The sequence below is a fragment of the uncultured Azohydromonas sp. genome, from assembly GCF_937926365.1.
GTDB lineage: Bacteria > Pseudomonadota > Gammaproteobacteria > Burkholderiales > Burkholderiaceae_C > Azohydromonas.
On record NZ_CALAOH010000109.1, the window covers coordinates 1 to 7,163 of the forward strand.

Annotated in this window: 5 protein-coding genes; 2 read left to right on the top strand and 3 right to left on the bottom strand. The window is 71.7% G+C overall.

What is annotated here, in order from left to right:
- Positions 1-146 precede the first annotated feature (146 nt).
- Together Q0741_RS11190 and Q0741_RS11195 are read left to right on the top strand one after the other, a co-directional pair.
- Entirely contained in the window at positions 147-1,757 is a 1,611-nt protein-coding gene (locus Q0741_RS11190) for a DHA2 family efflux MFS transporter permease subunit (protein WP_298233281.1), read from the top strand.
- A 185-nt stretch (positions 1,758-1,942) separates the two neighbouring features.
- On the top strand, positions 1,943-2,758 hold the full coding sequence (locus tag Q0741_RS11195; protein ID WP_298233282.1) for a GGDEF domain-containing protein: 816 nt from the start codon (positions 1,943-1,945) through the stop codon (positions 2,756-2,758).
- Here the strand turns inward: Q0741_RS11195 and Q0741_RS11200 are convergent.
- The 3 genes from Q0741_RS11200 to Q0741_RS11210 all read right to left on the bottom strand — a co-directional run.
- A complete protein-coding gene (locus Q0741_RS11200; protein ID WP_298233283.1) occupies positions 2,713-3,876 on the bottom strand; it encodes a carotenoid 1,2-hydratase in 1,164 nt (387 codons plus the stop codon). The two genes, Q0741_RS11195 and Q0741_RS11200, sit on opposite strands and share 46 nt — an antisense overlap.
- Positions 3,877-3,960: 84 nt before the next feature.
- Positions 3,961-5,505, bottom strand: a complete 1,545-nt coding sequence (locus Q0741_RS11205) for a sulfatase (RefSeq protein ID WP_298233284.1) — start codon at positions 5,503-5,505, stop codon at positions 3,961-3,963.
- Between the two features lie 305 nt (positions 5,506-5,810).
- On the bottom strand, positions 5,811-7,163 hold a 1,353-nt coding region (locus Q0741_RS11210), incomplete at its 5' end, for an FtsX-like permease family protein (RefSeq protein WP_298233285.1).

The following is a 7,163-nucleotide window of genomic DNA, read 5'->3' on the forward strand; positions in this document are numbered from 1 at the left end:
GGCGGCCACGCCGCATTCCGCGGTGGCGCCACGGGTGCCGTCGGCCGAGCGCGTGGCCTCGGCGCCCGCCGCGTCCGCATCGGCGCGCACGGCGGCGGCGCGGGGAATGGCGGCACAGTGAACCGGACAAGGACGAGGACCGGCCCGTGACTGCTGCTTCCACCACTGCCGACGCCGCGAAGCCCGGCGCCGCGCCGGCCCCGGCCGCCCCGCGCTACGTCCCCCCGCCGCCGCTGCACGGCACCGCGCTGGTGCTGGGCACGCTGTCGCTGTCGCTGGCGACCTTCATGAACGTGCTGGACAGCTCCATCGCCAACGTGTCGCTGCCGGCCATCGCGGGCGACCTGGGCGTGAGCCCGACGCAGGGCACCTGGGTCATCACCAGCTTCGGCGTGGCCAACGCCATCTCGGTGCCGCTCACGGGCTGGCTCACGCAGCGCTTCGGCGCGGTGCGGTTGTTCACCGCCAGCGTGCTGCTGTTCGTGCTGGCCTCGTGGCTGTGCGGCTTCGCGCCCTCGCTGGAGCTGCTGATCGCCTTCCGCGTGCTGCAGGGCGCGGTGGCCGGGCCGATGATCCCGCTGTCGCAGACGCTGCTGCTGGCGAGCTACCCGCGCGAGAAGGCCGGCACCGCGCTGGCGCTGTGGGGCATGACCACGCTGGTGGCGCCCGTGGCCGGGCCGCTGCTGGGCGGCTGGATCACGGACCACATCTCCTGGCCCTGGATCTTCTACATCAACATCCCCGTGGGCCTGGCCGCCGCCGCCGTCACCTGGGGCATCTACAAGGACCGCGAGACGCCCGTGCGCAAGCTGCCCATCGACAAGACCGGGCTGGCGCTGCTGGTGGTGTGGGTGGGCTCGCTGCAGCTCATGCTCGACAAGGGGCACGAGGAGGACTGGTTCCATTCCGGGCTGATCGTGGCGTTGGCCGTGATGGCCGTGGTGGGGCTGGCGGTGTTCATCGTGTGGGAGCTCACCGCCGAGCACCCGGTGGTGGACCTGCGCCTGTTCGCCGGGCGCAACTTCACCTTCGGCGTGCTGGCGCTGTCGGTGGCCTACGGCCTGTTCTTCGGCAACGTGGTGCTGATGCCGCTGTGGCTGCAGCAGTACATGGGCTACACCGCCACCGCCGCGGGCTGGGCGCTGGCGCCGGTGGGCTTCCTGGCGATCCTGCTCACGCCGCTGGTGGGCAAGAAGGTGAGCCAGTGGGACCCGCGGCGCATGGCCACCGGCGCCTTCATCGGCTTCGCGCTGGTGCTGTGGATGCGCTCGCAGTTCACGACGCAGACGGACTTCACGCACATCCTCATTCCCACGCTGATGCAGGGCGCGGCGATGGCCTTCTTCTTCATCCCGCTGACCACGCTGGCGCTGAGCGGCCAGCCGCCGGAGCGCATCCCGGCCGCGGCGGGCCTGAGCAACTTCGTGCGCATCACCGCCGGCGCCATGGGCACCTCCATCGCCACCACGCTGTGGAACACCCGCGCCGCGCTGCACCATGCGCAATACGCCGAGACGCTGGCGCAGGGCAGCCCGGCGGCGGCCGAGGCGGTGGCGGGTCTGCAGGGTGGCGGCTTCACGGCCGAGCAGGCCTGGGCCCAGATCAACCGCCTGGTGGACCAGCAGGCCTACACGCGCGCGGCCGACGACATCTTCCTGGCCTCGGCGGTGCTGTTCCTGCTGATGATCGTGCTGATCTGGTTCACCAAGCGCCCGGCGCGCGGCGGCGCGGCGGCCGACGCGGGCGGCGCCCACTAAGCCAGGCGCCGGGTGGCGGCATCGGGGAAAGCCCGGCTCTCCTCCGGGTCTGCGCGGGCTGGAACGCGGGGCTGCTGCCTGTAAATTGATCGGGCCGGCGCGCCGTTTGCCGCGCAGCCTTCATGCCGTCCTGCTGCATGCAGACCTTGGGATTTGCGCTTCTTGGCCCCATGGACACTCTCCCCTTGCACGCACCTTCCCTTCCCGAGCGAGCCCGTCCGCAGCGTCTGGGCCGCTTGCTGCTGACCCTGGGGCCCTGGCGCCTGTCGTTGCTGCTGCTGCTGCCCAGCGTGATCCTGAGCGAGGCGCTGGGCATGGCGGTCCAGGCGGTGATGGGCGTGGCCGATACGCAGGCGCTGCTGGTGGCCGCCGGCCTGTGCGGGCTGTTGCCGCCGCTGCTGGCGCTGCCGCTGCTGCAGCATCTGCAACGGCTGGAAAGGCAGAACCTGGCGCTGGAAGTGCGCGCCACGCGCGACGACCTCACCGGCGCCCTCAACCGCGAATGCTTCCTGCAGCTGGCCGAGCGCGAATTCGCCCGCTCGCGCCGCTACGATGCCGATTGCGCCGTGCTGCTGGTGGACGCGGACCGCTTCCGCAACATCAACGACCGCTACGGCCGCCACTGCGGCGACGCGCTGCTGCGCGCGATCGTGCACGCCAGCGCCCGCCAGCTGCGCAGCCCCGACGTGCTGGCGCGCTTCAGCGGCGAGGCGCTGTCGGTGCTGCTGCCGCAGACCGACCCGCTGGGCGCGCTGGACGTGGCCGAGCGCATCCGCGAGACGGTGGCGGAGCTGCAGATGGCCTGGAAGGGCGCCACGGTGGGCACCACCGTCAGCGTGGGCGTGGCCTCGCTGGGCGTGGGCCACGCCGGGCTGGACTCGCTGCTGGGCGACGCCGACGGCGCGCTGCACGCGGCCAAGGAAGCCGGCCGCAACTGCGTGCGCGCCGCGCCGATTCAGCCCAGGCGCAGCGGCGAGGCGTACCCCGTCATTTCCAAGTAACCACCGCCCACGCGCCGGCCGGCCGCGTCGCGCAGCTCGCACAGGCCTTCCCAGTAGATCGCGGCCGTGGAGCTGCGGGCATCGAGCTCCTGCGCGTCCAGCAGGGCCACCACCTGGAAGCGGCCCGCGGGCGTGTCCACCGTCCACTCCACCGGATAGCGCGCCCGCGAGCCCGGGCTCTGCCAGACGCGCCCGGGCCTGAACACCACCTCACGCGGCCCGAAGTCCCGCGCCGCGCCGCCCGCCGGGCGGAACGCCCCGCCGGCCCACAGCGCGCTGCCGTCGCGGTGGCGGATGCGGAAGGCCATCAGCGCGCTGCCGTCGTCGAGGTTCATGCCGATCCAGTCCCAGCCCGCGCCCTGCGGGTGCAGGTAGGCCTCGCTCCACTCGTGGTCCAGCCAGGCCCGGCCCTGGACCTCCTCGCGCCGCTGGCCGCGCCAAAGCAGGCCGCTGACGGCGAGCTGGGGGTCGGAGTAGTAGTGGCTGGCCTGCTCGATCTCCGGTCCCTTGCGGCTGAAGCCGGCCTCGCCCTGCAGCAGCGGCGGCTGGGTGGCGGCCAGCGTGAGCTCGTAGGCGAAGCCCGCGTCGCGGTCAGCGAGCCGGGCGTGGTAGCGGCTGGCCTCCACCGGGCCCTCGCGGCGGAAGAACCAGTCGCCGATGAACACGTTCGTGTCCCGCACCGAGGCTGCCGCCAGGGGCGCGTCCGGGGCCTCGTTCCAGCGTGCCAGGCGCTGCGCGTGGCGTTGCTTGCCGGCGCGGATCTCGCTCAGCGCCGCGTGGGCCGACAGCAGCTGGCGCGGGGCGAAGCGGCCGCCGTCTTCGTTGCCGATGCCGGTGCGGCTGCGGAAGAAGGTGAGCTGGAAGCCCAGCGTCTCGCCGTCCCCGGTGCGCAGCGCGCCGGTGGCGTACCACCACTCGGTGCGCGTGCCCAGGTGCGCGCCGAAGTCGCGCGGGAATTTCAGCGGGCGCGGGGCGATGCGGTGGTCTTCGGCTGAATCCCGGGCGGCGGTGAGGTTGACGCCGGCACCGCGCGGGGCCTCGGCCGGGGTGGCGGCCTGCGGCTGCGCGGGCCATGAGGCCGGCAGCGCGGCGGCGAGGAAGAAGCGGCGGGAAAGCATGCCGGGCATCCTAAGGAGGCGCGCCGGCATGCAGGGGAGGAGGGGCTGCGTGGCGGCGTGTCCGCCACGGAGCCCCGGTTCTCCTTAGCGCTTGCCCGCGGGCACCTCCTCCGCGTCGCGCAGGGCCTGGCCCGAGGCGTTGCGCATGGACTGGAGCTGGGCCGCCAGGCGTGCCTTGAGCGCGGCGTTCATGCTGCCGTAGCGGTTCCTGAGCTGGTACGGGTCCGAGTACATGTCGTAGTACTCGCCGTCGCCCACGTCGTAGAGCGCGAAGGTGGAATTGAAGGCGGTGCGCAGGCCGCGGTAGACGTGCGCCGGCGCGGGCGCCAGCTCGGCCTTGGCCGCGTCCAGGTCGTCCGGCTCCAGCAGCCCGGCCTCGGTGGCGAGGTTGCCGCTGAGCTGGGATTCGGGCGCCTCGCCGGCCAGGCCGGTGTGGCTCTCCAGCAGCAGCGCCTGGCGCCAGCGCGCCGGCCCCGGGGCGCGGAACAGCGGCACCAGCGAGCGCCCATCCACGAAGGCCGGCGGCGCGACGCCGGCAACGGCGGCGAAGGTGGGCGCCAGGTCCACGTTGGCGGTGAGCTTCTTCACCACGCGGCCGGCCGGGATGCCGGGGCCGCGGATGGCCAGCGGCACGCGGATGTCCTCCTCGTACAGCCGCGACTTGCCCGCCGGCAGCCGGTGCTCGCCCTGGTGCCAGCCGTTGTCGGAGGAGAAGACGACGTAGGTGTTGGCCAGTTGCCCGTTGGCCTGCAGCGTCTGGATCAGCATCTCCACCGTGTCGTCGATCGCCAGCAGCGACTGCCGGCGCTTGACGTAGAGCCCTTCCATCTTGGTGATCTCGTCGGCGGTCAGCAGCGGTAGCTTGCGCAGCCAGCGCGGCTTGTCGCTGATGTCGGCCTCGTTGAAGGAGGGCTTGCGCGGCATCTTGACGTCCAGCAACTGCTTGGCGTAGCGCTTGGGCGGCGTGGCCGGCGCGTGCGGCAGCGTGGGGTTGAAGAACAGGAAGAAGGGCTTCTTGGCCGGATCGGTTGCCGACTCCCGCAGGAAGGCCTGGGCCTGCGCCGTCACGACGTCGTTGAAATGGTCGGCCTGCGTGTTGCCGTAGCTCACGGTGCGGCCGTTGAAGTTGATGCTGTATTTGTATTGGGCGTAAGGCGTGCCGCCGTTCGGAACGAACCAGTAATCCCAGCCCGGAGGAATGTAGTGCTGCCCGACCTCGGCATTGGGGTAGCCGTTGAGGTATTTGCCGATCAGCCCGGTGCGGTAACCCGAGCGCTGCAGCCAGGTGGCGATGGTGGAATTTTCAAGCCCGTCGGCATGGAACTTGGCGAAGCCTCCATTGGGCCAGACGTTGGTGAATATGCCGGTGTTGTGCGAATACTGCCCGCGCAACGTGCTGGTGCGCGAGGGGCAGCACAGCGAAAGGCTGGTGAAATTCTGATCGAACAGCGCCCCCTTCTGCTCGATGAGCGCCCTGGTCTTGGGCAGGTACTGGTAGAGCTCATGCTCCATGTCATCGACCAGTATGTAGAGAATGTTCGGGCGCTGCGCGGCCGCGGGCCCGGCGACGCCACACAGCAGTACCGCCAGCGAGGCCAGCAGCCGCAGGGACAGGGAATATCGCTTCATCAGGTCGTGCTCCTTTCGACTTCAAGGCAAATTGGCCGATTGATTTTCCGCACGATGACCCGAAGTCTCCTGCAGGCGTGCGCGCCACCAAAGCGGCTACTGGAGTTAAGGGTCGCTTTTTAGTTGTTGAATTGCAGTGCTGGCACGGACAATTCGTAAGCGTTGCATCAGGGCTTACCCTGGGCTGCGAATATGCAGGGGAGCATGGCGCGCACCGATGCCCGCATTTGAAGGCCTGCAATCCAATGGAGGAATATCCATTGGAGTCCTGAATTTTTCGTTTGGTCTGATTTTGTGACCGGTTTTCACCAGTCTTCCTTGACGGCCAGCACGGCATCCCGCCCGGCCGCGGCCCGGGCGCTGAAGGCGGCGGTGAGGGTGCCGGCCAGCACCACCGCGGCGCACAGCGCCGCCAGGCGGCCCCAGGGCAGCAGCAGCTCCATGGTCCAGTGGAAGCTCTGCGGGTTGACGACCTTCACCAGCACCACGCTCACCAGCAGCCCCAGGCCCAGGCCGACGAGGGCACCGGCCGCCGTCCAGGCCGCGCCTTCGCCGCCGACCACGCCGACGATCTGGCGCCGCGTGAAACCCAGGTGCGCCAGCAGCCCGAACTCGCGCCGGCGCGCCATCACCTGCGCCGAGAAGCTGGCGGCGATGCCGAACAGCCCGATGCCGATGGCCACGGCCTGCAGGTAGTAGGTGACGGCGAAGCTGCGGTCGAAGATGCCCAGCGAGACGCGGCGGATCTCGCCGGGCGACGCGAACTCCAGCAGCCCGGCCTCGGGCGCGAGCGCGCGCAGCCGCTGCTGCACCGTGTCCAGCGCCGCGTCCGGCGCCAGCCACAGCGCGAGGTCGTTGATGCGGTCGTCGCCCGAGAGGCGGCGGTAGGTCTGCAGATCGAGCGCCACGGCGCCGAACTGCCGCGCGTAGTCGCGCCACACGCCCAGCACCCGCACCGCGACGGGCTGCTCGCCGGCCAGCGGCAGCCGCAGCGTGGTGCCGGGGCGGGCGCCATAGAGGTCCACCATCGCCTCGCTGACGTACACGCCGGGCAGCTCGCCGGCCGGGGGCAGGGCGCGGCCGAGCAGGGGGAGATCGCGCGCCGGGTCCCGCAGCGGGCGCGCCACCAGGCTCACCGCCGGCTTGGCCGGATCGAGCTGCAGCGGGCGCACGCGCAGCCCCTCGGCGCGGGCCACGCCCTCCACGCGCGCGGCCTCGCGCACGAAGGCCGGCGGCAGGTAGGCGGTGTCGCCCTGGCCCTGCGTGCCGCTGCGCACGTAGAGGTCGGCGGGCAGCACCGCGTCCAGCCACTCGGCCACGCCGTTGCGGAAGCTCGCGACCATCACGGTCAGCGCCACGGCCAGGCTCAGGCTGGAAACCACGCCGGCCATGGCGACGCTGGCCGCGTGCTGTTCATGGCGCGCGCGCTGCACCGCCAGCAGCGGCAGGGCCGAGCGCGGCTTCAGCCGCGCCAGCAGCAGCGCCACCGCTGCCGGCACGCAGGCGATGCCGCCCAGCAGCAGCAGCGCCACCGACACGTAGGCCGGCAGCGGCAAGCCCATCACCGGCGGCCCCAGCGCCGCCAGTCCGCCCAGCGCCAGCAGCGCTGGCGCGCGCCAGGCCGGGGCGCGGGGCGTGGCGCCGCCGATCATCTCCGG